Source organism: Methyloversatilis discipulorum (genome assembly GCF_018780585.1).
Classification (GTDB): Bacteria; Pseudomonadota; Gammaproteobacteria; order Burkholderiales; family Rhodocyclaceae; genus Methyloversatilis; species Methyloversatilis discipulorum_B.
Window position 1 is genome coordinate 350,186 of record NZ_JADMJL010000016.1, and the last position, 26,730, is coordinate 376,915.

26 protein-coding genes are annotated in these 26,730 nt (G+C 64.1%); 25 read left to right on the forward strand and 1 reads right to left on the reverse strand.

Features of this window, described 5'->3' with window-relative positions; translation table 11 throughout:
* Positions 1–12: 12 nt before the first annotated feature.
* The gene (locus IV112_RS07720) at positions 13–465 is read right to left on the reverse strand and encodes a YhbY family RNA-binding protein (protein WP_304002515.1); all 453 of its coding nucleotides are present in this window, start codon (positions 463–465) and stop codon (positions 13–15) included.
* Between the two features lie 39 nt (positions 466–504).
* Here IV112_RS07720 and IV112_RS07725 point away from each other — a divergent pair, with 39 nt between their 5' ends.
* The 25 genes from IV112_RS07725 (at position 505) to nuoN (ending at position 26,727) form a co-directional block, all read left to right on the forward strand.
* Positions 505–1,137, forward strand: coding sequence for an RlmE family RNA methyltransferase (locus IV112_RS07725; protein ID WP_304002516.1), 633 nt, complete (start codon positions 505–507; stop codon positions 1,135–1,137).
* Between the two features lie 115 nt (positions 1,138–1,252).
* Entirely contained in the window at positions 1,253–3,139 is a 1,887-nt protein-coding gene (gene ftsH, locus IV112_RS07730) for an ATP-dependent zinc metalloprotease FtsH (RefSeq protein ID WP_304002518.1), read from the forward strand.
* Positions 3,140–3,200: 61 nt separating this feature from the next.
* Positions 3,201–4,043, forward strand: coding sequence for a dihydropteroate synthase (gene folP / locus IV112_RS07735; RefSeq protein ID WP_304002520.1), 843 nt, complete (start codon positions 3,201–3,203; stop codon positions 4,041–4,043).
* 17 nt (positions 4,044–4,060) lie between these two features.
* On the forward strand, positions 4,061–5,416 hold the full coding sequence (gene glmM, locus IV112_RS07740) for a phosphoglucosamine mutase (protein WP_020165289.1): 1,356 nt from the start codon (positions 4,061–4,063) through the stop codon (positions 5,414–5,416).
* Between the two features lie 128 nt (positions 5,417–5,544).
* Positions 5,545–6,816 (forward strand): O-acetylhomoserine aminocarboxypropyltransferase/cysteine synthase family protein, encoded by a 1,272-nt coding sequence (locus IV112_RS07745; RefSeq protein WP_304002522.1) that lies wholly within the window; start codon positions 5,545–5,547, stop codon positions 6,814–6,816.
* 114 nt (positions 6,817–6,930) lie between these two features.
* Positions 6,931–7,932, forward strand: coding sequence for a PstS family phosphate ABC transporter substrate-binding protein (locus IV112_RS07750; protein WP_304002524.1), 1,002 nt, complete (start codon positions 6,931–6,933; stop codon positions 7,930–7,932).
* 93 nt (positions 7,933–8,025) lie between these two features.
* Positions 8,026–8,982 carry a phosphate ABC transporter permease subunit PstC gene (gene pstC, locus IV112_RS07755; RefSeq protein ID WP_020165286.1) on the forward strand — a complete coding sequence of 319 codons (957 nt, stop codon included), beginning with the start codon at positions 8,026–8,028 and terminating at the stop codon, positions 8,980–8,982.
* 3 nt (positions 8,983–8,985) lie between these two features.
* A complete protein-coding gene (pstA, locus tag IV112_RS07760) occupies positions 8,986–9,909 on the forward strand; it encodes a phosphate ABC transporter permease PstA (protein WP_304002526.1) in 924 nt (307 codons plus the stop codon).
* A gap of 43 nt (positions 9,910–9,952) precedes the next feature.
* Positions 9,953–10,738: a phosphate ABC transporter ATP-binding protein PstB gene (pstB, locus tag IV112_RS07765; RefSeq protein WP_304002529.1), complete on the forward strand. Its 786-nt coding sequence runs from the start codon at positions 9,953–9,955 to the stop codon at positions 10,736–10,738.
* A 137-nt stretch (positions 10,739–10,875) separates the two neighbouring features.
* Positions 10,876–11,625 carry a triose-phosphate isomerase gene (gene tpiA, locus IV112_RS07770; protein ID WP_304002531.1) on the forward strand — a complete coding sequence of 250 codons (750 nt, stop codon included), beginning with the start codon at positions 10,876–10,878 and terminating at the stop codon, positions 11,623–11,625.
* Positions 11,626–11,634: 9 nt separating this feature from the next.
* Positions 11,635–12,006 carry a preprotein translocase subunit SecG gene (secG, locus tag IV112_RS07775; RefSeq protein ID WP_019917520.1) on the forward strand — a complete coding sequence of 124 codons (372 nt, stop codon included), beginning with the start codon at positions 11,635–11,637 and terminating at the stop codon, positions 12,004–12,006.
* Between the two features lie 147 nt (positions 12,007–12,153).
* Positions 12,154–12,510 carry an NADH-quinone oxidoreductase subunit A gene (locus IV112_RS07780; protein ID WP_019917521.1) on the forward strand — a complete coding sequence of 119 codons (357 nt, stop codon included), beginning with the start codon at positions 12,154–12,156 and terminating at the stop codon, positions 12,508–12,510.
* Between the two features lie 54 nt (positions 12,511–12,564).
* On the forward strand, positions 12,565–13,041 hold the full coding sequence (locus tag IV112_RS07785) for a NuoB/complex I 20 kDa subunit family protein (protein ID WP_008058281.1): 477 nt from the start codon (positions 12,565–12,567) through the stop codon (positions 13,039–13,041).
* A gap of 5 nt (positions 13,042–13,046) precedes the next feature.
* Positions 13,047–13,649: an NADH-quinone oxidoreductase subunit C gene (locus IV112_RS07790; protein ID WP_304002538.1), complete on the forward strand. Its 603-nt coding sequence runs from the start codon at positions 13,047–13,049 to the stop codon at positions 13,647–13,649.
* Positions 13,642–14,895, forward strand: a complete 1,254-nt coding sequence (locus IV112_RS07795) for an NADH-quinone oxidoreductase subunit D (protein WP_304002540.1) — start codon at positions 13,642–13,644, stop codon at positions 14,893–14,895. Before IV112_RS07790 ends, IV112_RS07795 begins: the two co-directional genes overlap by 8 nt.
* Positions 14,896–14,938: 43 nt before the next feature.
* Positions 14,939–15,421: an NADH-quinone oxidoreductase subunit NuoE gene (gene nuoE / locus IV112_RS07800; protein WP_020165280.1), complete on the forward strand. Its 483-nt coding sequence runs from the start codon at positions 14,939–14,941 to the stop codon at positions 15,419–15,421.
* Positions 15,418–16,752 (forward strand): NADH-quinone oxidoreductase subunit NuoF, encoded by a 1,335-nt coding sequence (nuoF, locus tag IV112_RS07805; RefSeq protein WP_020165279.1) that lies wholly within the window; start codon positions 15,418–15,420, stop codon positions 16,750–16,752. Before nuoE ends, nuoF begins: the two co-directional genes overlap by 4 nt.
* Positions 16,746–19,070: an NADH-quinone oxidoreductase subunit NuoG gene (nuoG, locus tag IV112_RS07810; RefSeq protein ID WP_304002543.1), complete on the forward strand. Its 2,325-nt coding sequence runs from the start codon at positions 16,746–16,748 to the stop codon at positions 19,068–19,070. The genes nuoF and nuoG overlap by 7 nt, the downstream gene beginning before the upstream one ends.
* Entirely contained in the window at positions 19,070–20,137 is a 1,068-nt protein-coding gene (nuoH, locus tag IV112_RS07815; RefSeq protein WP_019917529.1) for an NADH-quinone oxidoreductase subunit NuoH, read from the forward strand. The genes nuoG and nuoH overlap by 1 nt, the downstream gene beginning before the upstream one ends.
* A gap of 19 nt (positions 20,138–20,156) precedes the next feature.
* Positions 20,157–20,636: an NADH-quinone oxidoreductase subunit NuoI gene (gene nuoI / locus IV112_RS07820; protein WP_198291215.1), complete on the forward strand. Its 480-nt coding sequence runs from the start codon at positions 20,157–20,159 to the stop codon at positions 20,634–20,636.
* A 57-nt stretch (positions 20,637–20,693) separates the two neighbouring features.
* Complete coding sequence (locus tag IV112_RS07825; protein ID WP_020165275.1) at positions 20,694–21,296, forward strand: NADH-quinone oxidoreductase subunit J; 603 nt, start codon at positions 20,694–20,696, stop codon at positions 21,294–21,296.
* A 17-nt stretch (positions 21,297–21,313) separates the two neighbouring features.
* Entirely contained in the window at positions 21,314–21,625 is a 312-nt protein-coding gene (gene nuoK, locus IV112_RS07830) for an NADH-quinone oxidoreductase subunit NuoK (protein ID WP_020165274.1), read from the forward strand.
* Positions 21,626–21,630: 5 nt separating this feature from the next.
* On the forward strand, positions 21,631–23,652 hold the full coding sequence (nuoL, locus tag IV112_RS07835; RefSeq protein ID WP_304002548.1) for an NADH-quinone oxidoreductase subunit L: 2,022 nt from the start codon (positions 21,631–21,633) through the stop codon (positions 23,650–23,652).
* Positions 23,653–23,754: 102 nt separating this feature from the next.
* A complete protein-coding gene (locus IV112_RS07840) occupies positions 23,755–25,233 on the forward strand; it encodes an NADH-quinone oxidoreductase subunit M (RefSeq protein WP_304002551.1) in 1,479 nt (492 codons plus the stop codon).
* A 12-nt stretch (positions 25,234–25,245) separates the two neighbouring features.
* Positions 25,246–26,727, forward strand: coding sequence for an NADH-quinone oxidoreductase subunit NuoN (gene nuoN, locus IV112_RS07845; RefSeq protein WP_304002553.1), 1,482 nt, complete (start codon positions 25,246–25,248; stop codon positions 26,725–26,727).
* Positions 26,728–26,730 lie beyond the last annotated feature (3 nt).

A 26,730-nucleotide genomic window follows, 5' to 3' on the forward strand; every position in this document is an offset into this window, starting at 1 on the left:
CAGCGCCGGGGCTCAGCGCGTCGGGCGGGCGCGCGGCTTGAGCGGTTTCGTGCTGTTGCGGGCGACGCCGCGGCGATTGGCCACCGGCTTGGCCGGCGCACTGCGCGTCGGCACCGGCTTGCCGGGCTTGGCGGCCGACGTCTTGGCAGCGCTCTTGCGCACCGGCTTTACCGGTTCGGCCGGCACGTGCAGTTCGGGGTTGGGGCGGTACAGCACCAGGATGTTGCCGATGCGCTGCACCGGCGCGGCACCCAGCGTTTCGCAGGTTTCCGCCAGCCAGGCGTCGCGCTGTTCACGGTCTGCGTCGAACACGCGTACCTTGATCAGCTCGTGCGACTTGAGCGCCAGTTCGATTTCCTTCAGTACCGCAGCGGTCAAGCCGTTCTGCGCGATCATCACGACCGGCTTTAGCGGGTGGGCTTGCGCGCGCAGCGCGCGGCGTTCATCGGGAGTCAGGGTCAACATGGCGTTCTTCCAGAAAGGCGCGCAAGTCTAAGCTAAGTCATGGCCAAGAACAAAACCAGCCGCCAGTGGGTACACGACCACATCAACGACCCTTATGTAAAGCAGGCGCAGGCGCAGGGCTTTCGCTCGCGTGCCGCGTTCAAGCTGATGCAGATCGACGACAAGGACCGTCTGCTCGGGCCGGGCAAGGTGGTGGTGGACCTCGGCAGCACGCCCGGCGGCTGGTCGCAGGTGGCGTCGAAGAAGGTCGGTGCGGCCGGCAGGGTGGTGGCGATAGACCTGTTGCCGATGGAGCCGGTGCACGGCGTGCATTTCATCCTCGGCGATTTCCGTGAGGACGAGCCGCTGGCCGAACTGGTGGAATCGCTGGAGGGTCGTCGGGTGGACCTTGTTTTGTCCGATATGGCCCCCAACCTCTCCGGAATCGCGGTCACCGATCAGGCGAGATCCATTCATCTGCTCGAACTGGCACTCGAATTCGCACGCGAACACCTCAAGAGCGGCGGTGACATGCTCGTAAAAGTGTTCCAGGGCTCGGGTTTCGACGAGCTCAGACGCGAAATGGAACAACTTTTCACGTCGGTGGCCGTGCGCAAGCCCGACAGTTCCCGCGACCGCAGTGCAGAGGTGTATCTTCTGTGTCGTGGCAGGCGTGGACAGCCTGCTGCGTGACATACAGGCGCGGGCGCGGAACATACGCGGCCGTTTCCGGTCTGTCGGTGGTCGCTTCGTGATGTTGCATTGATCGGACCGGTCAATCCGGTTCCGGGAATACAGAGGAAATGCCTTGAACAACATGTTCAAAAATCTTGCGATCTGGCTTGTGATCGGCATCGTGCTGATGACGGTGTTCAACCAGTTCAATCAGCGCCAGGCCACGCAAGGCATGGTCGAGTATTCGGAATTCCTCGAAGAGGTGAAGGCCGGCCGGATCACCAAGGTCGAAATCCAGGGCCGTTCGCTGAACGCCCAGACCGCCGACGGCAAGCGCATCACCTCCTACGCACCGCCGCAGGACATCTGGCTGATCAGCGACCTGCTGAAGAGCAATGTCAAGGTGGTCGCCAAGCCGGAAGAGGAACAGAGCTTCCTGATGAGCATCTTCGTGTCGTGGTTCCCGATGCTGCTGCTGATCGGCGTCTGGATCTTCTTCATGCGCCAGATGCAGGGTGGCGGCCGTGGTGGCGCCTTCTCCTTTGGCAAGTCCAAGGCGCGCATGCTCGACGAGTCTACCAATACCGTCACGTTCGCCGACGTCGCCGGTTGCGACGAAGCGAAGGAAGAGGTGGCTGAGCTGGTCGAGTTCCTGCGCGATCCGTCCAAGTTCCAGAAGCTCGGTGGCCGCATTCCGAAGGGCGTGCTGATGGTCGGCTCGCCGGGTACTGGCAAGACGCTGCTGGCCAAGGCCATCGCCGGCGAAGCCAAGGTGCCGTTCTTCTCGATTTCGGGTTCCGATTTCGTCGAAATGTTCGTCGGCGTCGGCGCGGCCCGCGTGCGCGACATGTTCGAACAGGCCAAGAAGCAGGCACCCTGCATCATCTTCATCGACGAAATCGACGCGGTCGGCCGCCAGCGCGGTGCCGGCCTCGGCGGTGGCAACGACGAACGCGAACAGACGCTGAACCAGCTGCTGGTCGAAATGGACGGCTTCGAAGGCCAGACCGGCATCATCGTCATCGCCGCGACCAACCGTCCGGACGTGCTCGATCCGGCGCTGCTGCGTCCGGGCCGCTTCGACCGTCAGGTCGTGGTGCCGCTGCCGGATATCCGCGGTCGCGAGCAGATCCTCGCCGTGCACATGCGCAAGGTGCCGTTGGCGCCGGACGTCAAGGCTGAAATCATCGCGCGCGGCACGCCCGGTTTCTCTGGCGCCGACCTCGCCAATCTGGTGAACGAAGCGGCGCTGTTCGCTGCGCGCAGCAACAAGCGCGTGGTGGATATGGAGGACTTCGAGCGCGCCAAGGACAAGATCATCATGGGCGCCGAACGCCGCACCATGGTGATGGACGAGGAAGAGAAGAAGAACACCGCCTATCACGAGTCCGGCCACGCCATCGTCGGCATGCTGCTGCCCAAGTGCGACCCGGTGCACAAGGTCACCATCATCCCGCGCGGTCGCGCGCTGGGCGTGACCATGTCGCTGCCCGAGAAGGACCGCTACAGCTACGACAAGGACTACTGCCTGCAGCTCATTTCGATGATGCTGTCCGGCCGCATCGCCGAAGAGATCTTCATGAACCAGATGACCAACGGCGCCGCCAACGACTTCCAGCGCGCGACCGATCTGGCGCGCCGGATGGTGACCCAGTGGGGCATGTCCGATGCGATGGGCCCGATGGTGTATGGCGAGGAGGAGGGCGAGGTATTCCTCGGCCGCTCGGTCGCCACTCACCGCAACATGTCGGAAACGACGATGCAGCACGTCGATGCGGAAATTCGCAGCATCATCGACGAGCGCTACGCCGTTGCCCGCAAGCTGCTGGAAGACAACCGCGACAAGGTCGAGGCGATGACCCGGGCACTGCTCGACTTCGAAACCATCGATGCCGACCAGATCGACGACATCATGAACGATCGCCCGGTGCGTCCGCCCAAGCCCACCTCGCGTCCGCCCAAGGCGTCGTCCGATGGCGGCGCACCGGGAGCGGCAGCGAACGCCGCAGCGCCGGCCTGACACCGGCTGCAATTCAACCCACGACCGGAGGCGCTGCCTCCGGTTTTCATTTGTGACGACCATGAACACGACCTTGCACTGCGGCCCCTACCGTCTCTCGCTCGATCGCCCGCTCGTGATGGGCATCATCAACGCCACGCCCGACTCCTTCTCCGGTGACGGCATTGCCTTCGACGTCGCCCGGGCCGTCGCCCAGGCGGAGAAGTTCATCGCCGACGGCGCCGACGTGCTCGACATCGGTGGCGAATCGACGCGTCCCGGCTCCGATCCGGTGCCGGCGGAGGAGGAAATCCGCCGCGTCGTGCCGGTGATCGAGGCACTGTCCGGTCTGGGCGTGCCGCTGTCCATCGACACCTGGAAGCCGGAAGTGATGCGTGCGGCACTGGCGGCCGGCGCTACGCTGGTCAATGACATCAACGGCCTGCGCGCACCCGGTGCGGTCGAGGCGGTGGCGGCCACCGATGCGGGCGTCTGCATCATGCACATGCAGGGCACGCCGCAGACCATGCAGAACGATCCCCGTTATGCCGATGTGTGCGCGGAAGTGACTGATTTCCTTCTGCAACAGGCCCGCGCCGCGGAAGATGCCGGCATCGCGCGCGAACGCATCATGCTCGACCCGGGGTTCGGCTTCGGAAAAACCTCCGAACACAACCTGACCCTGCTCAAGGGACTGCGTGCGCTGGCCGATTATGGTTATCCATTGCTCGTCGGTCTGTCGCGCAAGTCGGTGCTGGGACGGCTGACCGGGCGACCGGTGACCGATCGGGTGGCGGCCAGCGTGGCGGCCGCGCTGGCGTCGGTCGCGCGGGGTGCGCACATGGTGCGCGTGCACGACGTCGCAGCCACCCGCGACGCGATCGCGGTCTGGCAGGTGGCGGGCATTTTCGAACACGGAAGATAGAACAGGAGACGGTGCAGATGTCGAGACGCTATTTCGGTACGGACGGCGTACGCGGTCGGGTCGGTCAGGCCCCGATCACGCCGGATTTCGTGATGCGACTCGGCTACGCCGCCGGCCGCGCGCTGGTGGCCACCGAGCATCTGCCTGCAGGCGAGCACCCGGCGGTGCTGATCGGCAAGGACACCCGGGTGTCCGGCTACATGCTCGAAGCCGCGCTGGAAGCCGGTTTTGCGGCGGCCGGTGTCGATACCGTGCTGGCCAAGGTGGTGCCGACGCCGGCCGTCGCCTACCTCACTCGCGCGTTGCGCCTGCAGGCGGGGGTGGTGATCAGCGCGTCGCACAACCCCTTCGAAGACAACGGAATCAAGTTCTTCTCCGCCCGCGGCACCAAGCTGCCGGATGAGGTCGAACTGCAGATCGAGGCGCTGCTCGACGAACCGATGGGCTGCATGGAGTCGTCCCGCCTCGGCAAGGCACGTCGCATCGAGGACGCGCCCGGCCGCTACATCGAGTTCTGCAAAAGCACCTTCCCGACCGAACTGGACCTGCGCGGCCTGAAGATCGCGCTCGACTGTGCGCACGGCGCCGCCTACAGCATTGCGCCCAAGGTGTTCCACGAACTGGGTGCCGAGGTGGTGACCGTCGGCTGCAGTCCGAACGGCATGAACATCAACGACGGCGTCGGCGCCACGGTGCCGAAGTCGCTGTCCGAGGCGGTGCGCGCGACCGGCGCCGATATCGGCATCGCTCTCGACGGCGACGCCGACCGCCTGATGATGTGCGACGCCTCCGGCCGCATCTACGACGGCGACGAACTGCTCTACGTCATCGCTGCCCAGCGCCTGCGCGAAGGGCGGCTGAACGGCGTGGTCGGCACCTTGATGACCAATCTGGCGCTCGAGCACGCGCTGAACGAAATGGGGGTCGGTCTGGCGCGCGCCAAGGTGGGCGACCGCTACGTGCTGGAAACGCTGCACCAGCAGGGCTGGCGCCTCGGCGGCGAGAACTCGGGCCACATCATCGATCTCGACCGCCACACCACAGGCGACGGCATCGTCGCGGCGCTGCAGGTGCTGGCCGCGCTGCGTGCGCAGGACATCAGCCTGGAGCAGGCCTGTTCCGGTCTCAAGCTCTACCCGCAGAAGCTGGTGAACGTGAAATTGCGCCCCGGTTTCGACTGGAAGAAGGCGCCCATCATCGACCAGACCCGGATCGAGGTCGAAAGCGAACTGGCGCAGCGTGGCCGCGTGCTGCTGCGTCCGTCGGGCACCGAGCCGCTGCTGCGCGTGATGGTCGAAGGTCAGGACGCCGCCGAAGTCGGCCGGCTGGCCCAGCGTCTGGCGCAGGTGGTCGAGTCGGCAATGGCCGCCTGACCGGCAGACTTCTCCCCCGAATGCCGCCACCGCGTCCGCGGGGCGGCATTTTTCTTTGCTGCACCGCTTTTGTGCGCGATGCCGTCCGCGTGTAGATTTCGGCCCTCAACCCCAGGGAGGACATGAACATGCGTTTCGACACGCTCGCCATTCACGCCGGCTATTCGCCCGATCCGACCACCAAGGCAGTGGCGGTGCCGATCTACCAGACCACCAGTTACGCCTTCGACGATACCCAGCACGGGGCCGACCTGTTCGACCTCAAGGTCAAGGGCAATATCTACACCCGCATCATGAACCCGACCAGCGACGTGCTGGAGCAGCGCGTCGCCGCGCTGGAGGGCGGTATCGCAGCGCTGGCGCTGGCGTCCGGCCAGGCGGCGATCACCTACGCGATCATGACCATCGCCGAGGCGGGCGACAATATCGTCGCCACGTCGGCGCTGTACGGTGGCACCTACAACCTGTTCGCGCACACGCTGCCGCAGTACGGCATCGAGGTGCGTTTCGTCGATGCGGCCGATCCGGCCGCCGCTGGGGCGAAGATCGATGCGCGCACCAAGGCGGTGTTCTGCGAATCGATCGGCAACCCGCTCGGCAACGTGGTCGATTTCGCCGCGTTCGCCAAGGTGGCGCACGAGGGCGGCGTGCCGCTGATCGTCGATAACACGGTGCCGTCGCCCTATCTGACGCGGCCGATCGAGCACGGCGCCGACATCGTCGTGCATTCGCTGACCAAGTACATGGGTGGTCACGGCACCAGCATCGGCGGCATCATCGTCGATGGCGGCCGCTTCCCGTGGGCCGAACACAAGACCCGCTTCCGTCGGCTGAACGAGCCGGAAGTGAGCTATCACGGCGTGATCTACACCGAAGCGCTCGGGCCGGCCGCCTACATCGGTCGCGCGCGTACGGTACCGCTGCGCAATATGGGCGCCGCGATCTCGCCGTTCAACAGCTTCCTGATCATGCAGGGGCTGGAGACGCTGGCGCTGCGCATGGACCGGCACTGCGAAAACGCGACCGCAGTCGCCCGCCACCTGAGCTCGCATCCGAAGGTCGAATGGGTCAATTACGCCGGCCTGCCGGACCACCCCAGCCACGGGCTGGTGCAGCGCTATTTCGGCGGCAAGGCCTCCGGCCTGCTCACCTTCGGCGTCAAGGGCGGGCGCGAAGCCGGGGCGCGCTTCCAGGACGCGCTGAAGCTGATCACCCGGCTGGTCAATATCGGTGACGCCAAATCGCTGGCCTGCCATCCGGCCTCGACCACCCATCGCCAATTGTCGCCCGACGAGCTGAAGCGGGCGGGCGTGTCGGAAGACATGGTCAGACTGTCGATCGGCATCGAGCACATCGACGACATCATCGACGATCTGGATCAGGCTCTGCAGGCCGTTTGACGACGGTCTTGGGGTGGCTGGATGAATTGTTTCACCTTCACATGGGTGTAACAAAGCATTCATAAACTGCGCTTCGTCGCATCGCAACACGACGCAACCTTACGGAGAGTCCTGATGAACGTACGCAAGATCGCCACCCTGACCGCCGCTGTCGGCGCCCTGTTTGCTTCCGCATCCGCCCTGGCAGCCCCGACCCTGGTCAAGATCGACGGTTCGAGCACTGTTTTCCCGATCACTGAAGCGGTCGCGGAAGAATTCCAGAAGGCGAAGAAGGGCACCGTCCAGGTGACCGTGGGCATTTCCGGCACCGGCGGCGGTTTCAAGAAGTTCTGCCGCGGCGAGATCGACGTGTCGAACGCCTCGCGTCCCATCCTCGACAAGGAAATGGCTGACTGCAAGGCAGCCGGCATCAAGTACATCGAACTGCCGGTCGCTTTCGATGCGCTGACGCTGGTGATGAACCCGAAGAACAGTTTCCTGAAGCAGATCACCGCTGCCGAGCTGAAGACCATGTGGGAACCGGCCGCTCAGGGCAAGATCCTGAAGTGGAACCAGGTCAACGCTGCCTGGCCCGACACCGGTCTGAAGCTGTTCGGCCCGGGCGCCGATTCCGGCACCTTCGACTACTTCACCGAAGCCATCGTCGGCAAGTCCAAGTCCAGCCGTGGTGACTTCACCGCGTCGGAAGACGACAACGTGCTGGTGCAGGGCGTGTCGCGTGACACCGGCGCACTCGGCTACTTCGGCTTCGCCTACTACGTCGAGAACAAGGACAAGCTGAAGGCCGTGCCGGTGGTCAATCCGAAGACTGGCAAGGCGGTCGAGCCGTCGCTGGAAGCGGTGATCTCGGGCGACTACCAGCCGCTGTCGCGCCCGATCTTCATCTACGTGAATGCCGCTTCGGTCGACAAGCCGGAAGTGAAGGAATTCGTCGAGTTCTACCTGAAGAACGCCGCCGCGCTGACCAAGGAAGTGAAGTACGTGCCGCTGACCGACGCGGACTACAAGCACGCGCTGGAGAACTTCACGAAGAAGAAGACCGGTACGGCCTTCGGCGGTCATTCGGAAGTGGGCGTCAAGGTGTCCGACCTGCTCAAGCGCGATCCGAAGGAATAAGGATTCCGCTGCAAGGGCCCCGGGTTCATCCCGGGGCTTTTTGTCATCTTCCGCACGGCGGTGGATGGCGACCCGTAAAATGAGCGCCCCAACATGACCGCCCACGCCCAGACCATGTCAGCTCCTCCGTCGACTGCGCCCGATGCGGTCAGCGATCGCCTGCGCAAGCGCGCGTCCCGCCACGTGAAGGAAAGGGTGATCGAATTCATCCTGTTCACTGCGGCGTCGATCTCCGTCCTGACGACGATAGCCATCGTCTACATCCTGGTCAGCGAATCGCTGACGCTGTTCGAGCACGTGTCGCTGTGGGACTTCCTGACCGACACGCAATGGACCCCGCTGTTCGACGATGCGCACTACGGCATCATGGTGCTGCTGTCGGGCACGCTCACCAGTTCCTTCGTCGCGCTGGCTGTCGCGCTGCCGCTGGGCACCATCATCGCGATCTACCTGTCGGAGTTCGCTTCGTTCAAGACGCGTGAGATCGCCAAGCCCATTCTCGAACTGCTGGGTGGCGTGCCGACCATCATCTACGGTTACTTCGCGCTGATGGTGGTGACGCCGGCGCTGCAGTACCTGTTCCCCGAACTGCCCGGTTTCAGCCTGCTGTCGGCCGGTCTGGTGATGGGCATCATGATCATCCCCTACGTCAGTTCGCTGTCCGAGGACGCGATGCGCGCGGTGCCGATGAGCCTGCGCGAAGGTTCTTACGCGATGGGTGCGACGCGCCTGCAGACGGCGCTGCGCACCGTGGTGCCGGCAGCGACCTCGGGCATCGCCTCGGCCTACATCCTGGGCATTTCGCGTGCGGTCGGCGAGACGATGATTCTCGCCGTGGCGGCCGGCATGCAGCCCAACCTGACCTTCAATCCGGCCGAGCCGGGCGCAACCATCACCTCCTACATCGTGCAGGTGGCCCTCGGTGACCTGCCGCACGGCTCCATCGGTTACCAGACCATCTTCGCCGCCGGTCTGACGCTGATGCTGATGACCCTTGGCTTCAACCTGCTCGGCTACTACCTGCGCAAGCGCTTCCGCGAGGTCTATTGATCCATGAACCAACAGGACATCCAGGCCATCCGGGCCATCATCGCGCGCCACAAGCGCTGGGACATGCTGTTCGGCCTGCTCGGGCTGCTCGCGCTGATGGTCGGCGTGCTCACGCTGACCGTGCTGTTCGCCGACATGGCGATCAAGGGGGCGGCGCGCATCGACTATGACTTCCTGACCAATTTCCCGTCGCGTCGTGCCGGCAGCGCCGGCATCTTGTCGGCCTGGGTCGGCACCATACTCGTGATGCTGGTGACCGCCTTCTCGGCGGTGCCGCTGGGCGTGGCAGCCGGCATCTATCTGGAAGAGTACGCGCCGAAGAACTGGGTCACCGACATCATCGAAATCAACGTGACCAACCTCGCCGGCGTGCCGTCCATCGTGTATGGCCTGCTGGCGCTGGGTCTGTTCGTCTACAAGTTCGGCTTCGGTCAGTCCATCCTGTCGGCCGGCCTGACGCTCGGCCTGCTCATCCTGCCGGTGGTCATCGTGGCGACGCGCGAATCGATACGCGCGATTCCGCAGATGGTGCGCGAAGGCGCGTACGCCTGCGGTGCAACGACCTGGCAGACGGTGCGCGATCACATCGTGCCGTATTCGAGCGCGGGCATCCTGACCGGCGTCATCATCGGCATGGCGCGAGCGATCGGCGAAACGGCGCCCATCATCACCATCGGCGCGCTCACCTTCATCGCCTTCCTGCCGCCGGCGCCGGTGACCGACGTGTTCCCGTTCATCAACTTCGAGTGGCTGACCGCGCCCTTCACCGTGATGCCGATCCAGATGTTCAACTGGACCTCGCGTCCGGAAGCGGCCTTCCAGGTCAATGCCGCTGCGGCCGGCTTCATCCTGGTCTTCATGACGCTGGCGATGAATGGCGTCGCGATCTGGCTGCGCTACCGCCTGCGCCGCAACATCAAGTGGTAAGCCGATCATCCGCACCGCATACAACCTTTAAGAGAATCCGACCATGACCACTGCGACCGATGTGCGCTCCGCTGCCAAGGCCGAAGTCAAGAACCTGAATTTCCACTACGGTGCCTTCCATGCGCTGAAGGGCATCAACATGCCGGTGCATGAGAAGAAGGTGACCGCGCTGATCGGCCCGTCCGGTTGCGGCAAGTCGACGCTGCTGCGTTGTTTCAACCGCATGCACGATCTGTATCCGGGCAACCGCTACGACGGCAAGATCCTGCTGCACCCGGACAACACCAATCTGCTCGACGACGACGTCGATCCGATCGAGGTGCGCATGCGCATCAGCATGGTGTTCCAGAAGCCCAATCCCTTCCCCAAGTCGATCTACGAGAACGTGGCCTACGGTCTGCGCGTGCGCGGCGAGAAGCGTCGCTCGGTGATCGACGAGCGGGTGGAGCAAGCGTTGCGCGGTGCGGCGCTGTGGGACGAAGTGAAGAACCGCCTGGACGAGCTGGGCGCCAATCTGTCCGGCGGCCAGCAGCAGCGCCTGTGCATCGCGCGCGCGCTGGCGACCGATCCGGAAATCATCCTGTTCGACGAGCCGACTTCGGCGCTCGACCCGATCGCCACCGCCAGCATCGAAGAGCTGGTGACCGAGCTGAAGGACAAGGTGACCATCCTGATCGTCACCCACAACATGCAGCAGGCGGCGCGGGTGTCCGACTACACCGCCTACATGTACATGGGCGAGCTGGTCGAGTTCGGCCTGACCGATCAGATCTTCATCAAGCCGCAGAAGAAGGAAACCGAGGACTACATCACCGGCCGCTTCGGCTGATCCTCGGCAAGGAGCGCAACGCGGCCCGCGATTCAATATCCACAGACCCTGGCCCCGTCATCTGCCGAGCCCCGGATTTTTGCGCTGCGATGCGCTAGAATCCGGGGTTTTGCTTTTGGCGCGCGAGCGTTTTGGCGATGCGAAAACTGGTCGTAGGCAACTGGAAGATGCATGGCGGGCTGGACGCCAATGCTGCACTGCTCGGTGCGCTGCGCGAGGCAGGCGGGCCGGGATGTCCGTCGGCGGTGTGCGTGCCCTTCCCCTATCTGCAGCAGGCGAAGTCGCTGCTCGAAGGTTCGGCCATTGCGTGGGGCGCACAGGATCTGAGTGAGCACGCGGTCGGTGCCTATACCGGCGAGGTGTCCGGTGCGATGCTGAACGACTTCGGATGTCGCTACGCCATCGTCGGTCACTCTGAACGGCGCGCGCTGTTCGGCGACACCGACGGGCGTGTTGCCGCCAAGGTCGACGCCGCGCTTGCCGTCAAGCTGCAGCCCATCCTGTGTGTCGGCGAGACGCTGGACGAACGCGAGGGCGGGGTGACCGAAGCCGTGGTCGAGCGTCAGCTCAAGGCGGTGTTCGAGCGCGGTGGTGCAGCGGCACTGGCTGCCTGCGTGATCGCCTACGAACCGGTGTGGGCCATCGGCACCGGCAAGACGGCGACGCCGGCGCAGGCGCAGGCGGTGCATGCCTTCATCCGCGGGCGACTGGCTGCATGGTGTGGTGCCGACGTCGCCGCGCGCACGACGATTCTTTACGGCGGCAGTGTCAAGCCGCAGAACGCCGCCGAGCTTTTCGGTCAGGCGGATATCGATGGTGGACTTATTGGCGGTGCGTCGCTGGTGGCCGGGGATTTCCTCGCCATCGTGGCCGCTGCAGCATCCTGAGGTGATTTGATGGGTATCGTTTTTTCGCTTGTGCTGTCGGTCCACGTGCTGGTCGGCATCGGTGTCATCGTTCTCGTGCTGCTGCAGCATGGCAAGGGCGCCGACATGGGTGCCGCCTTCGGCAGCGGTGCTTCGGGCAGCCTTTTCGGTTCGTCCGGTTCGGCGAACTTCCTCAGCCGCACGACCGCTGCGCTGGCTGCCGTGTTCTTCTGCACCAGCCTTGCACTGAGCTATATGGCGACCAATCAGCCGAAATCGGGTGCCAGTTCGGTCATCGATGCGGCCAAGACTGTCACCGTTCCCGCTACACCTGATGCACCGCAACAACCGGCTGCAACGCCCGCCCAGCCTGATTCCAAGGCGGCGGATATTCCCAAGTAAGTCCGCATTGATCGTGAAACGCGCTATACTCCGCGCGTTTCACGCTGCAGTGCAACGTGGTGCGCAGCCGATCGGTGGTGCGCCGTGAGCCGGCCCCGGATTACTCCCCGTGCCGCCGGAAATGATTTCACGCATGAATAACCCGTCATGTTGATCGAATACTTTCCGATCCTTCTGTTCATTCTCATCGGCATCGGTTTCGGTTTCGTGCCGATGATCGCCGGCAAGCTGGTCGGCCCCAGCCGCCCGGACCCCGACAAGCTCTCCCCCTACGAGTGCGGCTTCGAAGCGTTCGAAGACACGCGCATGAAGTTCGACGTGCGCTACTACCTCGTGGCCATCCTGTTCATCCTGTTCGACCTGGAAATCGCCTTCCTCTTCCCGTGGGCCATCGTGCTCGAAGAGATCGGCATGTTCGGTTTTGTCGCGATGATGATTTTCCTCGGCATTCTGGTCGTGGGTTTCGTCTACGAATGGAAGAAGGGCGCGCTGGACTGGGAGTAATCCTGCCAGGCGGTCGGGCGTCTGCCCAATTAAGTTATTACGACGGATTGATCGATGAGCATTGAAGGCGTTCTTCAGGAAGGCTTCGTCACGACTCAGCTCGACAAGCTGATCAACTGGACCCGCACCGGCTCGCTGTGGCCGATGACCTTCGGTCTGGCTTGCTGTGCTGTCGAAATGATGCAGGCGGGTGCTTCGCGTTACGACCTCGACCGCTTCGGCATCGTGTTTCGCCCGAGCCCCCGGCAGTCCGATCTGATGATCGTGGCCGGCACGCTGTGCAACAAGATGGCGCCGGCGCTGCGTCGCGTCTATGACCAGATGCCCGAGCCGCGCTGGGTGCTGTCGATGGGCTCCTGTGCCAACGGCGGTGGTTACTACCATTACTCCTACTCGGTGGTGCGCGGCTGCGACCGCATCGTGCCGGTCGACGTCTATGTGCCGGGCTGTCCGCCGACGGCCGAGGCGCTGATCTACGGCCTGATGCAGCTGCAGAACAAGATCCGCCGTACCAGCACCATCGCGCGCTGAACGTCATGAGCACACGCATTGAATCCCTGCGCGACGCGCTGACGGCGCAGTTCGGCGACAAGATCCGCACTGCCTCCGTCGAACTGGGCGAGTTGACCATCGAGGTCGGCGCCGACGATTACCACGACATCGCGCTCGCACTGCGCGATCACGCCGACACGCCGTTCGAGCAGTTGATCGACCTGTGCGGCCTCGATCTGTCGACGCACGCGACCCGTTCTTCGGGCGCGCGTTACGCGGTCGTGGTGCATCTGATGTCGATTGCCGCCAACCTGCGCCTGCGACTGCGCGCCTTCGTGTCGGACGAGGACTTTCCGGTCATCGCCTCGGTGAACGACGTGTGGCCGGCGGCCAACTGGTTCGAGCGCGAAGCCTTCGACCTGTTCGGCATCATGTTCGCCGGACACGGCGACCTGCGTCGCCTGCTGACCGATTACGGTTTCGTCGGCCACCCGTTCCGCAAGGACTTCCCGATTTCCGGTCACGTCGAAATGCGCTACGACCCGGAAACCAAGCGCGTCATCTACCAGCCGGTCACCATCGCACCGCGCGAAGTCACACCGCGCGTCGTGCGCGAAGAAAACTACGGGGACGTCGGCCATGGCTGAGATCCGCAACTACACGATGAACTTCGGGCCGCAGCATCCGGCGGCCCACGGCGTGCTGCGCCTGGTGCTCGAGCTGGATGGCGAAGTCGTCCAGCGTGCCGATCCGCACATCGGTCTGCTGCATCGCGCGACCGAGAAGCTGGCCGAAACCCGCACCTGGGTGCAGAGCGTGCCCTACATGGACCGTCTCGACTACGTGTCGATGATGTGCAACGAGCACGCCTACTGCATGGCGATCGAGAAGCTGCTGCAGATCGACGTGCCGGAGCGCGCGCAGTACATCCGCGTCATGTTCGACGAGATCACCCGCATCCTGAACCACCTGCTGTGGCTCGGCGCGCACGCGCTCGACGTCGGCGCGATGACGGTGTTCCTGTACGCCTTCCGCGAGCGCGAAGATCTGATGGACGCCTACGAGGCGGTGTCGGGTGCGCGCATGCACGCGGCCTACTACCGTCCGGGCGGCGTCTATCGTGACCTGCCGGATTCGATGCCGCAGTACCAGGCGAACAAGTTCAAGAACGCCGACGCGATCAAGCGGCTGAACGAGAACCGCAGCGGTTCGATGCTCGACTTCCTCGAGGATTTCACCAATCGCTTCCCGCGCTATGTCGACGAGTACGAAACCCTGCTCACCGACAACCGCATCTGGAAGCAGCGACTGGTCGATATCGGCATCGTGACGCCTGAGCGCGCCAAGGCGCTGGGTTTCACCGGTCCGATGCTGCGCGGCTCGGGCATTGCCTGGGACCTGCGCAAGAAGCAGCCGTATGAAGTGTACGACCGCATGGATTTCGATATCCCGGTCGGCACCAACGGCGACAGCTACGACCGCTATCTGGTCCGCATCGAAGAGATGCGCCAGTCCAACCGCATCGTCCGTCAGTGCATCGACTGGCTGCGCAAGAACCCGGGTCCGGTCATCAGCCCCAACCACAAGGTTGCACCGCCGTCGCGCGAAGCGATGAAGGGCAATATGGAAGAGCTGATCCACCACTTCAAGCTGTTCACCGAAGGCATCCACGTGCCGGAAGGCGAGTGCTATGCCGCGGTGGAACACCCGAAGGGCGAGTTCGGCATCTACGCGATGTCGGACGGTGCCAACAAGCCCTACCGCCTGAAGATCCGCGCGCCCGGTTTCGCACACCTGGCGGCGATGGATGAAATGTCCCGCGGACACATGATTTCCGACGTCGTCGCCATCATCGGCACGATGGACATCGTGTTCGGCGAGATTGACCGTTGAGCGACCGCTCAGTGACCGCGAGTAACCGGTGAGCATGGACAGAATGAGTTTTGCGCTGAGTGACGCTTCGCGCGCGGCGATTGACCGCGAAGTCGCGAAGTACCCCGAAGGCCAGGCGATCTCCGCCGTGATGGCCGGCCTGCGCATTGCGCAGGAACAGAACGGCTGGCTGTCGCCCGAAGCGATCGAGGCCGTGGCCCTGCATCTGAACATCCCGCCGATGGCGGCGATGGAAGTGGCCACCTTCTACAACATGTACGACGTGAAGCCGGTCGGTCGCTGGAAGATCACCGTCTGCACGAACCTGCCCTGTGCGCTGTCCGGCGGCGAGCAGGCGGCCGAGTACGTGAAGGAGAAGCTCGGCATCGGTTTCAACGAAACCACCGCCGACGGCCGCTTCACGCTGAAGGAGGGCGAGTGCATGGGTGTGTGCGGCGACGCGCCGGCCATCATCGTGAACAACACGCGTCTGTGCAGCTGGATGAGCCGCGAGAAGATCGACGCACTGCTGGACGAGCTGAAATGAACGCCCCCGAGAACCCGCAAGCCATCCTGCTCGCCGGCCTGGACGGCGACAACACCTGGGGCATCGAGCACTACATCAAGCGCGGCGGCTATTCGGCGCTGCGCAAGATTCTCGAATCCGGCATGACGGCGGACCAGATCATCGCCGAGGTGAAGAAATCCGACCTGCGCGGCCGTGGCGGCGCAGGTTTCCCGACCGGCCTGAAGTGGAGCTTCATGCCGCGCCAGTTCCCGATGGACAAGTACGTCGTCTGCAACTCGGACGAAGGCGAACCGGGTACCTTCAAGGACCGCGACCTGCTGCGCTACAACCCGCATCTGGTCATCGAGGGCATGGCCATCGCCGGCTTCGTGATGGGCTGCACCCGCGGCTACAACTACATCCACGGCGAGGTGTTCTCGCTGTACCAGCGCTTCGAGGAGGCGCTGGCCGAAGCCCGTGCCGCCGGCTTCATCGGCAAGAACATCCTGGGCAAGGGCTTCGATTTCGATCTGTTCGCGCACCATGGCTGGGGCGCCTACATCTGCGGCGAAGAAACTGCGCTGCTCGAATCGATCGAAGGCAAGAAGGGGCAGCCGCGCTTCAAGCCGCCTTTCCCCGCCAGTCACGGCCTGTACGGCAAGCCGACCACGATCAACAACACGGAAACCTTCGCGGCCATTCCGTGGATCATCAACAACGGCGGTGAGGCCTTCCAGGCGCTGGGCAAGCCGAACAACGGCGGCACCAAGATCTTCTCGGTGTCCGGCCACGTCAATCGCCCGGGCGTCTATGAAATTCCGCTCGGCACGCCGTTCGCGGCGCTGCTCGAAATGTGCGGCGGCATGCGCGGCGGCCGCAAGCTGAAGGCGGTCATTCCCGGCGGCTCGTCGGCACCGGTGCTGCCGGCCGACATCATGATGGACTGCACGATGGACTATGACTCCATCTCCAAGGCCGGCTCCATGCTGGGCTCGGGCGCGGTCATCGTGATGGACGAAACCACCTGCATGGTGAAGTCGCTGGAGCGTCTGTCCTACTTCTATCACGAGGAATCCTGCGGCCAGTGCACGCCTTGCCGCGAAGGCACCGGCTGGCTGTACCGCATGGTGCATCGCATCGAGCACGGCCAGGGCCGCCCGGACGACCTCGACACGCTGGACAACGTCGCCAGCAACATCGCCGGCCGCACCATCTGCGCGCTGGGCGACGCCGCCGCTTTCCCGGTGAAGAGCTTCATCAAGCACTTCCGGTCCGAATTTGAGTATCACGTCGAGCACAAGCACTGCCTCGTCCCGGTGGACGTGCAGCGCGAAGGCAGCCGCATTTACGTGGAACACGCAGCATGCTAGAGATCGAGATCGACGGCCAGAAGCTGGAAGTGCCGGACGGCAGCACCGTGATGGATGCGGCCAACCGTCTGGGCCTGCACATTCCGCACTTCTGCTATCACAAGAAACTGTCCATCGCCGCCAACTGCCGCATGTGTCTGGTGCAGGTCGAGCGCGCGCCGAAGCCGCTGCCCGCGTGTGCCACGCCGGTCACCAACGGCATGAAGGTGCAGACGCATTCCGACCAGGCCATCACCGCGCAGAAGGGCGTGATGGAGTTCCTGCTGATCAATCACCCGCTGGACTGCCCGATCTGCGATCAGGGCGGCGAGTGCCAGCTGCAGGATCTCGCCGTCGGTTACGGCGCGTCGGCCTCCCGCTATCAGGAAGAGAAGCGGGTGGTGATGAACAAGAATCTCGGTCCGCTGATTTCGACCGACATGACCCGCTGCATCCACTGCACCCGCTGCGTGCGCTTCGGCCAGGAAATCGCCGGCGTCATGGAACTGGGCATGGCCAACCGCGGCGAGCATTCGGAAATCATGACCTTTGTCGGTCACACCGTCGATTCCGAGCTGTCGGGCAACATGATCGACCTGTGCCCGGTCGGTGCGCTCACCTCCAAGCCGTTCCGCTATTCGGCCCGTACCTGGGAACTGTCGCGCCGCAAGACGGTAAGTCCGCACGACAGCCTGGGCACCAACCTCGTCGTCCAGGTCAAGCACGACGAAGTGAAGCGCGTGCTGCCGCTGGAGAACGAAGAGGTCAACGAGTGCTGGATTTCCGACCGTGACCGCTTCTCCTACGAAGCGCTGAACAGCGACGATCGCCTGACCACGCCGATGATCAAGCAGGACGGCAAGTGGATCGAGGTCGATTGGCAGACCGCGCTCGAATACGCGGCCAACAGCCTGAAGCGCGTCGCCGACGAACACGGCGCCGCGAAGATCGGCATGCTGGCCGCCCCGTACTCGACGACCGAAGAGCTGTATCTGGGCGCGCAGCTGATGCGCGGCCTCGGTGGCGGCAGCATCGATCACCGCCTGCGCCAGACCGATTTCGGCCTCGACGGCAAGCTCGCCGGCATCCCCTGGCTGGGCATGAAGGTGGCCGATGTGTCGAAGCTCGATGCGGCGCTGGTCGTCGGCAGCTTCCTGCGCAAGGATCACCCGCTGATGGCGCAGCGCCTGCGTCAGGCGGCCCGTCGCGGCACCCGCGTCAGTGCGCTCGGCGTCAGCAACGAAGACTGGCTGATGACCACCTTCGCCCGCGTCACCGTCGCGCCGTCGGCACTGGCCGGCGAACTGGCCGCGCTGGTGAAGGCCGCTGCCGAAATCCGCGGCGTCGCGGTGCCGGTGGGTGCCGAGTCGGCCGAGGTTTCGGATGCGGCCCGCCGCATCGCGCAGAGCCTGTGCGACGACGGTGCGCGCGCCGTCTTCCTCGGTTCCGTCGTCCAGCAGCATCCGGACGCTGCCGGCCTGCATGCGCTGGCACAGGAACTGTCGCGGCTGACCGGCGCCACGCTGGGTTATCTGGGCGAAGCCGCGAACAGCGTCGGCGCTGCCGCCGTCGGTGCGCAATCCGGCCTGAATGCGCAGCAGATGCTGCTCGGCGGCCTGCGCGCCTACGTGCTGCTGCACACCGAACCCGAACTCGACGCGGCCAACGCGCCGATGGCGGTCGAAGCGCTGAAGGGCGCCGACACGGTCATCGTCATGTCGCCGTTCAAGACCGGTCTGGACTACGCTGACTGCCTGCTGCCGGTGTCGCCCTTCACCGAAACCTCCGGCACCTTCGTCAGTGTCGAAGGCCGCATCCAGAGCTTCCACGCGGTCGTGCGTCCGAAGGGTGAAACCCGTCCGGCGTGGAAGGTGCTGCGCGTGCTCGGCAGCATGCTCGAACTGGGCGGCTTCAAATTCGATTCGTCGGAAGCGGTGCGCGACGAAGCGCTGGCCGGTGCGAATGGCTGGCTGCCCGAGTACAAGCTGGACAACACGGCGAGCGATGTCGCGTTCGCGCGTCCGTCCGCGGTGAGCGGCCTGCAGCGCATCGCCGACTTCCCGATCTATCGCAACGACGCTGTGGTGCGCCGGGCGCCGGCACTGGCTGCCGCGCGCGATTCCGCCGCGCCGACCGCCCGCATGAATGCAGCGACCGCCGCGGCGTCCGGCCTGACCGAGGCGAAGCGTGTTCGCGTGCGCGGTTCGGCCTGGTCGAGCGAACTTGATCTTGCGCTGGACGACACGGTGCCTGCGGGCTGCGTGCGCGTGTCGGCCGGCTGGCCGCAGACTGCGCCGCTGGGCACGCTGTCCGGCATCCTGAACGTGGAGGCCCTGTAATGGACGCGCTGCTGCAACCCGTGCAGGACCTGCTCGGCGCCGCCTGGGTGCCGGTCTGGACCCTGGTCAAGATCTTCGCGATCATCCTGCCGCTGATGGGCTGTGTCGCCTACCTGACGCTGGCCGAGCGCAAGATCATCGGCTGGATGCAGGTGCGCAACGGTCCGAACCGCGTCACCTTCTTCGGCATCAAGGCACTGGGCGGTCTGGCGCAGCCGATCGCCGACGGCCTCAAGCTGCTGTTCAAGGAAATCGTGCTGCCGTCGGCGTCGAGCAAGACGCTGTTCGTGCTCGCACCGGTGCTGGCGCTGGCGCCGTCGCTGGCCGCCTGGGCGGTCATCCCGTTCAACGACGGTCTGGTGCTGGCCGACATCAACGCCGGCCTGCTCTACATCATGGCCATCACGTCGATGGGTGTGTACGGCGTCATCATCGCCGGCTGGGCGTCGAACTCGAAGTACGCCTTCCTCGGCAGCCTGCGTTCGGCGGCGCAGATCGTCGCCTACGAAATCGCCATGGGCTTCGCGCTGGTGACCGTGCTGATGGTGTCGCAGAGCCTGAACCTGTCGGACATCGTGCGCGGGCAGGGCGAGGGCATGTTCGCCAACATGGGCCTGGGCGTGCTGTCGTGGAACTGGCTGCCGCTGTTCCCGATGTTCATCGTCTACTTCATCGCCGGCGTGGCCGAAACCAACCGCTCGCCGTTCGACGTGGTGGAAGGCGAATCGGAAATCGTCGCCGGTCACATGATCGAGTATTCGGGCATGGCGTTCGCGCTGTTCTTCCTGGCCGAATACGCGAACATGATCCTGATCGCGACGCTGACCTCGATCATGTTCCTCGGCGGCTGGCTGTCGCCGGTCGGTTTCCTGCCGGACGGTTTCCACTGGCTGGCGGCGAAGAGCGCTTTCTGCCTGTTCTTCTTCCTGTGGCTGCGCGCGACTTTCCCGCGCTACCGCTATGACCAGATCATGCGTCTGGGCTGGAAGGTTTTCATCCCGGTCACCATCGTGTGGCTCGTGTTCATCGGCGGCTGGATGATGTCTCCGCTGTCGATCTGGAAGTAAGGGACGCGTTATGGGTTCGATGAGAGATTTGTTCGGCGGGCTGATGCTGACCGAACTGGTGAAGGGCATGGCGCTGACCGGCCGTCACCTGTTCGCGCGCAAGATCACCCTGCAGTTTCCGGAAGAGAAGACGCCGCAGTCGCCGCGTTTCCGCGGCCTGCACGCGCTGCGCCGCTATCCGAACGGCGAGGAACGCTGCATCGCCTGCAAGCTGTGCGAGGCGGTGTGCCCGGCGATGGCCATCACCATCGAGTCGGATCAGCGTGACGACGGCACCCGCCGTACCACGCGTTACGACATCGATCTGACCAAGTGCATCTTCTGCGGTTTCTGCGAGGAAGCCTGTCCGGTCGATGCCATCGTCGAGACGCGCGTACTCGAGTACCACGGTGAAAAGCGCGGTGACCTGTACTACACCAAGCAGATGCTGCTGGCCGTCGGCGACCGCTATGAAACGCAGATCGCCAAGGACAGGGAAGCGGACTCGAAGTACCGCTGATGGCCGGGCCCGCGCGAGCGGGCAGGGCTCAAGGGAACGGACAAGAACGAACCGATGATGGATTTCCAGACCGCAGTTTTCTTCTTTCTCAGCGCCATCCTGGTGGCCGCGTCGCTGCGCGTCATCACTGCGCGCAATCCGGTGCACGCGGCGCTCTACTTGGTGCTGTCCTTCTTCACCGCCGGTGGCATCTGGATGCTGCTGCAGGCCGAGTTCCTCGCGATCGCGCTGGTGCTGGTCTATGTCGGCGCGGTGATGGTGCTCTTCCTCTTCGTCGTGATGATGCTGGACATCAACATCGAGCGGATGCGCGAGGGCTTCTGGGCCAATCTGGTGCCGGGCCTCATCGTCGCCGGCCTGATGCTGGCCGAGATGTTCGCCGTGCTGGGCGCCAAGTACTTCTCGGCTGACCGCATGCCGGCGCCCGAGGCCGCCGCCGCTGGCTACAGCAACACCAAGGAACTGGGGCGCCTGATCTACACCGAGTACGTGTATCCGTTCGAACTGGCCTCGGTCATCCTGCTGGTCGCCATCATCGCGGCCATCGCGCTGACCATGCGCAAGCGCAAGGACACCAAGTTCCAGGAACCGGCCAAGCAGATCGCGGTGCGCCGTGAAGACCGCGTGCGCCTGGTGTCGATGCCGGCCGAGAAAGACTGAGAAAAGAAGCGCACGACATGACCTCCTTGCCCCTTTCCTATTTCCTGATGCTGGGCGCCGTGCTGTTCGCGATCAGCGTGGTCGGCATCTTCCTGAACCGGAAGAACCTCATCGTGCTGCTGATGGCGATCGAACTGATGCTGCTGGCGGTGAACATGAATTTCGTCGCCTTCTCGCACTACCTCGGCGACCCGTCCGGCCAGATCTTCGTTTTCTTCATCCTTACCGTAGCCGCCGCGGAATCCGCGATCGGGCTGGCCATCCTCGTGGTGCTGTTCCGCAACCTGAACACCATCCACGTCGATGATCTGGACAGCCTGAAAGGTTGAGCGACATGACATCGATGCAAAAGCTCTATCTGCTCGTCCCGCTCGCGCCGCTGTTCGGCGCCATCATCGCCGGCCTGTTCTGCCGCGTCATTCCGCGCTGGGTCGCGCACAGCGTCACCATCCTCGGCGTCGCCGTGGCACTGGTCGCGTCCTGGGTCATCTTCCAGGACGTGCAGGCCGGCAACAGCTTCAATGGTGCGCTCTACACCTGGGCAACCAGTGGCGATCTGAAGATGGAAATCGGTTTCCAGATCGACAAGCTGACCGTGATGATGATGCTGGTCGTCACCTCGGTGTCGCTGATGGTGCACCTCTACACCATCGGCTACATGGCCGAAGATCCGGGCTACAACCGCTTCTTCTCCTACATTTCGCTGTTCACCTTCTCGATGCTGATGCTCGTCATGAGCAACAACTTCGTGCAGCTGTTCTTCGGCTGGGAAGCGGTGGGTCTGGTGTCCTATCTGCTGATCGGTTTCTGGTTCAAGCGCCCGACCGCGGTGTACGCCAACCTGAAGGCCTTCCTGGTCAACCGCGTCGGTGACTTCGGCTTCCTGCTCGGTATCGGCCTGATCGCCGCCTACGCCGGCACGCTCAATTACGCCGAGGTGTTCGCCAAGCGCGAAGAGCTGGTCACCATGACCGTCGCCGGCACCGACTGGCCGCTGCTGACCGCGGTGTGTATCGGCCTGTTCATCGGCGCAATGGGCAAGTCGGCCCAGGTGCCGCTGCACGTTTGGCTGCCCGACTCGATGGAAGGCCCGACCCCGATTTCGGCGCTGATCCACGCGGCGACGATGGTGACGGCTGGCATCTTCATGGTCACCCGTATGTCGCCGCTGTTCGAACTGTCGGAAACCGCGCTGTCCTTCGTGCTGGTGATCGGCGCGACGACCGCGCTGTTCATGGGCTTCCTCGGCATCATCCAGAACGACATCAAGCGCGTGGTTGCCTACTCGACGCTGTCGCAGCTCGGCTACATGACGGTGGCGCTGGGCGTGTCGGCCTACTCGGCCGCGGTGTTCCACCTGATGACCCACGCCTTCTTCAAGGCGCTGCTCTTCCTGGGTGCCGGCTCGGTCATCATGGGCATGCACCACGACCAGGACATGCGCAACATGGGCGGCCTGTGGAAGTACATGCCCATCACCTGGTTCACCTCGCTGCTCGGTTCGCTGGCGCTGATCGGCGTGCCTTTCCTGTCCGGCTTCTACTCGAAGGACTCGATCATCGAGGCGGTGCATTTCTCGACGATCCCGGGTGCCGGTTACGCCTACTTCTGCGTGGTCGCCGGTGTGTTCATCACCGCCTTCTACTCCTTCCGCATGTATTTCCGCGTGTTCCACGGCCCGGAGAACTTCGGCAAGGCGCACGACGATCACTCTGCGCACGGCGACGATCATCACGACGATGACCACCACGACGAGCACCATGGCCTCGCGCCGGGCGAGAAGCCGCACGAGTCGCCGTGGGTGGTGTGGGTGCCGCTGGCGCTGCTGGCCATCCCGTCGGTGTTCATCGGTTACTTCACCGTGCAGCCCATGCTGTTCGGCGACTGGTTCGACGGCGTCGTGACCGTGCTGCCGGAGCACGACGTGCTGGCCAAGGTTGGCGAGCACTTCCACTCGGCGGCCGGCATGGCGATGCACGGTTTCACCGCGCTGCCGTTCTGGCTCGCGCTGGGTGGCGTCGTGCTGGCCTGGGTCATGTACATCGCGATGCCCTCGCTGCCGGGCCGTATCGCGCCGATCTTCCGCCCGATCAATGTGGTGCTCGAGAACAAGTACTACTTCGACCGCTTCAACGAGATCGTCTTCGCCGGTGGCGCCCGTCTGCTGGGTCGCGGCCTGTGGGCCGCGGGCGACCGCACGATCATCGACGGTGTGCTGATCAACGGTTCCGCCTCGGCTGTCGGCGCGTTTGCGCGCCTCGCCCGCGGCATACAGACCGGGTACATCTACCGCTACGCGTTTGCAATGGTGATCGGTGTCTGTCTCCTGCTGCTGTGGAGACTGGGCTTCAAGTGATGTGGTGCGGGCGGTGAGGGTGCCGCCCGTGGCGTGAATTCAGAGGGAGTGCCAGACGCGGTTGCCCTGACCGGTGAACGTGTCGGCTGAACAAACAAAGAAATGACCGATATTCCCCTTCTCAGTCTTGCCGTATGGCTGCCGATTGCCGGTGGTCTGCTCGTGCTCGCCAGTGGCGACGGCCGCAATGTGGCCTTCTCGAAACTGATCGCGCTGGTCACGGCCATCTTCGGCTTCCTGGTCACGATTCCGCTCTACACCGGCTTCGATACCGCCAGTGCCGGCATGCAGTTCGTCGAGCTGATGCCCTGGGTGCGCGACTACAACATCAACTACCACCTCGGCGTCGATGGCATCTCGATGCCCTTCGTCATCCTGAACAGCTTCATCACCGTACTGGTGGTGATGGCTGGCTGGACGGTGATCGAATACAAGCCCTCGCAGTACTTCGCCGCGTTCCTGATCATGTCGGGCCTGCTGAACGGCATCTTCTCGGCGCTCGACGGCATCCTGTTCTACGTGTTCTTCGAAGCGTCGCTGATCCCGCTGTATCTGGTCATTGGCGTGTGGGGCGGCAAGAACCGCGTCTATGCGGCCTTCAAGTTCTTCCTCTACACGCTGCTCGGCTCGCTGCTGATGCTGGTCGCGCTGCTCTACCTGTTCCACAAGAGCGGCAGCTTCGCCATCCTCGACTGGCACCGTGAGCCGCTGGCGATGACCGCGCAGTCGCTGATCTTCTGGGCCTTCTTCGCCAGCTTCGCGGTGAAGGTGCCGATGTGGCCGGTGCATACCTGGCTGCCGGACGCCCACGTCGAGGCGCCGACCGGCGGTTCGGCCGTGCTGGCGGCAATCGGCCTGAAGCTCGGCGCCTACGGCTTCCTGCGCTTCTCGCTGCCCATCGTGCCGGATGCTGCCCAGCACTTCGCGCCGGTGGTGATCGGCCTGTCGCTGATCGCGGTGATCTACATCGGCCTGGTCGCGCTGGCGCAGACCGACATGAAGAAGCTGGTCGCCTATTCGTCGATCTCGCACATGGGCTTCGTCACGCTGGGCTTCTTCATCTTCAATCCGCTGGGTATCGAAGGCGCCCTGGTGCAGATGATTTCGCACGGCTTCGTGTCGGCCGCGATGTTCCTCTGCATCGGCGTGCTGTACGACCGCATGCACACCCGCAACATCGCCGACTACGGCGGCGTCGTGAATACGATGCCGAAGTTCGCCGCGCTGTTCCTGCTGTTCGCGATGGCCAACGCCGGCCTGCCGGCCACCTCCGGCTTCATCGGCGAATTCATGGTCGTGCTCGGCGCCATCCAGTTCAATTTCTGGACCGGCTTTGCCGCCGCCACCACGCTGATCCTCGGCGCGGCCTACACCTTGTGGATGTACAAGCGCGTGGTGTTCGGCGACGTCGCCAACAGCCATGTCGCCGAACTGAGCGACATCAATGCGCGCGAAATGCTCATCCTCGGCGTGCTGGCCGTCTGCACGCTGGCCATGGGCATCTGGCCGCAGCCGGTGACCGAAATCATGCATGCGACCGTGAACCAGCTGCTCGACCATGTCGCAGCCGGCAAGCTCTGACGGACCAAAAGAATGAACTTCCCTCTGCCTGACTTCTTCCCCGCATCGGCCGAAATCTTCGTGCTGGTGATGGCCTGCGTCGTGCTGCTCGCAGACCTCTTCAAGTCCGAACGCCAGGGCTGGTTGCCTTATGTGCTGACGCTGGCGACGCTGGCCGGCGCCTTCGCCATCCAGGTCGGCACTGCCGGGCCGGACACCACGCTCACCTTCAGCGGCATGTTCGTCGATGACCGTCTCGCCGACGTGCTGAAGAGCTGCCTCTACATCACCGTGTTCGCTGTCGTCGTCTATAGCCGCGATTACCTGATGGCACGCGGTCTGGAGCGTGGCGAGTACTACTTGCTGGTGCTGTTTGCGACGCTGGGCATGCAGGTGATGATTTCGGCCAACCACTTCCTGACGCTCTACCTGGGCCTGGAACTGCTGTCGCTGGCGATCTACGCGCTGGTCGCGCTGGACCGCGAATCGGCGCGGTCGACCGAAGCGGCGATGAAGTACTTCGTGCTCGGTGCGCTGGCTTCCGGCCTGCTGCTGTACGGCATGTCGATGATCTATGGTGCGACCGGCACGCTGGAAATTTCCGCCATCGCCCGCAAGCTGTCCGACCCCGCGACCAATATGGAGGTGCTGCGCTTCGGCCTGGTCTTCCTGGTCGCCGGCCTGGCCTTCAAGATCGGTGTCGTGCCTTTCCACATGTGGATTCCCGACGTCTATCACGGCGCGCCGACGGCGATCACGCTGCTGATCGGCTCGGCGCCCAAACTGGCCGGTTTCGCAATGGCGATCCGCCTGCTGGTCGACGGCCTGCCGACGCTGGCGGTGGAGTGGCAGCAGATGCTGATGCTGCTCGCCATCCTGTCGATCGCGCTCGGCAACGTGGTCGCCATCGCGCAGACTAATGTCAAGCGCATGCTGGCCTACTCGACCATTTCGCACATGGGCTTCATGCTGCTCGGCCTGGTCAGCGGCGTGATCGAACTGCGTGCCTCGGGTGACATCCACCTGTCCTACGCCTTCGGCAGCGCGATGTTCTACACCATCGCCTACGTGCTGATGAGCTCGGCCGCCTTCGGCACGCTGCTGGTGCTGACGCGCGCTGGCGTCGAAGCGGAGACGCTGGACGACCTGAAGGGCCTGAACCGTCGCAGTCCGTGGTTCGCCGCGGTGCTGATGATGGTCATGTTCTCGATGGCCGGCATTCCGTTCTTCATCGGCTTCTTTGCCAAGCTTGCCGTGCTGCAGGCGGTCGTCGCGGCCGGCTACATCTACACGGCGGTGTTCGCCGTGCTGCTGTCGCTGATCGGCGCCTTCTTCTACCTGCGCGTCGTCAAGCTGATGTACTTCGACGAGCCGCTCGACAACAGCCCGCTGGTCGCCTCGACCGAAATGCGCGCGCTGCTGTCGGTCAATGCGCTGGCGATCGCGCTGATCGGCCTGATGCCGCAGTCGCTGCTCGCATTGTGTGCGTCGGCCCTCGGCCAGGCGCTGAAGTAAGCG